The sequence below is a fragment of the Bifidobacterium moraviense genome (assembly GCF_012932365.1).
Taxonomy (GTDB): domain Bacteria; phylum Actinomycetota; class Actinomycetes; order Actinomycetales; family Bifidobacteriaceae; genus Bifidobacterium; species Bifidobacterium moraviense.
Map to the genome: position 1 here is coordinate 1 of NZ_JAAIIH010000033.1, position 2284 is coordinate 2284.

Sequence of the window (2284 nt, forward strand, 5' to 3'; positions counted from 1 at the left end):
GAAGATTTTGCGGTGGTCATGGCCCAGGTGAGACGCCCGGTCCCTTTCCGAACCCGGAAGCTAAGGCCTGGCACGGCGATGGTACTGCACTCGATAGGGTGTGGGAGAGTAGCACGCCGCCGCAATTACCCGTTATGAAAGGGTTCTTGGTAGAGATCACTCCACCAAGAACCCTTTTCTGTTGTTCGGCTGCCTGCTATCCACCTGGCGATGAGGGAAGCGTTCCATATGGTCCCTGCCAGGTCCCGGAAAGGAACGGCCGGAGACGGCCGAACACGCATGACCGACGCTGCGTCCGCTACGCCAGACATCGAACACATCGAACGCTCTACAACGGGAACCCCAGACGAAGAGCGAATCCCACGCCGGCTGCTGCTGGCGATCCTGGCCACCGGCATCATGGCCTTCATCGGCATCCTCACCGAAACGCTGATGAACGTGCTGTTCCCCGAACTCATGGCCGAGTTCCACATCGGCACGTCCACTGTCCAATGGCTGACCACCGGCTATCTGCTGGTCGTCGCGCTCGTCACGCCGCTGTCGTCATACCTCAAACGCCGCGTGCCGCTCAGAACCATCTTCCTCATCGCCATCGGCCTGTGCATCGCCGGATGCCTCATCGCCGCATGCACGATCAACTTCCCCATGCTGCTCGTCGCACGCATCCTGCAAGGCGCCGGAACCGGCATGGCACTGCCGCTCATGTTCAACATCATCCTCGAACAGTCGCCGCGCAGCAGGATCGGCACGCTCATGGGCGTGGGCAACATGGTGTGCGCCGCCGCGCCCGCGCTCGGCCCCACCGTGGGCGGCATCGTCGGCACCACCATGCCGTGGCGCTGGATCTTCGTGATCCTGCTGCCGTTCCTCCTCATCGCCCTCGTGCTGGGACTGCGGAACATCACGCAGATGAGCCCGACCGTGGACGCGCACCTCAACCCGCTGCACGTGCTGTGCGTCATCGTCGGATTCGTGTCGTTCATCGTCGCGCTCGATCAGTTCGGCGCCGCCATGGTCGGCACCGGCAGCATGACGGCGGCCGTGGCGCTGCTTGCGGTGGCCGCGGCGGCCATGACGGCGTTCGGCTGGCTGAGCAAGCGGTCGTTCTCGCCGCTCGTGCGTCTGGGCGTGCTGCGCAGCGTGCCGTTCCGCTGGCATCTGCTCGCCTACGTGCTGCTGCAGATGGTCACCATCGGCTTCGGCTACATGATCCCCAACTCCGCGCAGCTCGGCTTCGGCGCCAGCGCGCTGGTGGCCGGCGTGATCGTGCTGCCGGGCGCACTCATCGGCGCCGTCGTGGCACCGATCTCCGGTTCGCTGCTCGACCGGTTCGGCGCGTTCCGCCCGGTGACGATCGCCATGACCGTGGCGCTGCTGGGCACCGCGCTCATGGCCCTGCTCGTAGGCCCCGGATCCACCGTGACGCTCATCGGCGCATGCTACCTGATGTACATGGTGGGCTTCTCGATGTCCTTCGCCAACACCATGACCAGCGGATTGTCGCACCTCGACCCCGCGCTCAAGGCCGACGGCAACGCGCTGTTCTCCACGTTCCAGCAACTGTCCGGCGCCGTGGGCACCACCGTGATGTCCGTGTTCCTGTCCGTGGCGCAGGCGGGCGCGGGCGAACGCGGATCGGACGGCTTCGTCGCTGCCACGCAGCAGGGCGCGCACTGGGGCTACGTGGCCCTGACCGCGTGCGTGGCATGCGCGTTCCTGGCGAACCTGCGCGCGTTCGCGGCCGGTCGCGTGCGCTGAAGGCCCGACGCGCGGCGGCGGACGGCACAGTCCGTCGGTATCGCTCGCCGGTATTGTTCGTCAGCGCGCGCGGCTAGACTCGGGGACCGTTATGGCCCACTACTTCACTCCCAAGCGCTGCGCCACGTCGAACAAGATCATGTATCACGACAAGGCGCAGGCGCAGCATGCCGCCGATCAGAGCTTCATCGAGCGCGGCGCGGAACTGTGGGTGTACCGCTGCCAGTACTGCGGCACATGGCACCTGACCAGCCACGATCCGGCCAACGCGCACACCTATGTGCCGCTGAACCAGCAGCTCAAGCCGCACAGTCGCAAGAAGGGGTACAAGCCGCGGCGACGCTGAGGCATGCCGGTTACGGTCGTGACTTGGCGCGCACGATGCGGGACACACTCAAGGCCGTTCGGCCACGCTCACTGGCGCTCGCTAGCTTACGGTCCAACATCATGCCTGCCGGACCACGACCGACGCAGGAATGTTCGTCGCCGGGGCTTGTACCCCTTCTTGCGACTGTGCGGCTTGAGC

General features: G+C 65.8%; 2 protein-coding genes and 1 rRNA gene. All 3 read left to right on the top strand.

The window, feature by feature from the left end:
* Positions 1–8: 8 nt before the first annotated feature.
* The 3 genes from rrf (at position 9) to G1C96_RS10045 (ending at position 2104) form a co-directional block, all read left to right on the top strand.
* Positions 9–125, top strand: a 5S ribosomal RNA gene (rrf, locus tag G1C96_RS10035).
* A gap of 154 nt (positions 126–279) precedes the next feature.
* The gene (locus tag G1C96_RS10040; protein WP_169276446.1) at positions 280–1758 is read left to right on the top strand and encodes an MFS transporter; all 1479 of its coding nucleotides are present in this window, start codon (positions 280–282) and stop codon (positions 1756–1758) included.
* Between the two features lie 91 nt (positions 1759–1849).
* The gene (locus tag G1C96_RS10045; protein ID WP_169276447.1) at positions 1850–2104 is read left to right on the top strand and encodes a hypothetical protein; all 255 of its coding nucleotides are present in this window, start codon (positions 1850–1852) and stop codon (positions 2102–2104) included.
* Positions 2105–2284 lie beyond the last annotated feature (180 nt).

Coding starts and splice junctions, on each gene's coding strand:
- G1C96_RS10040 (WP_169276446.1), top strand. CDS start 280: ATGACCGACGCTGCGTCCGCTACGCCAGACATCGAACACATCGAACGC.
- G1C96_RS10045 (WP_169276447.1), top strand. CDS start 1,850: ATGGCCCACTACTTCACTCCCAAGCGCTGCGCCACGTCGAACAAGATC.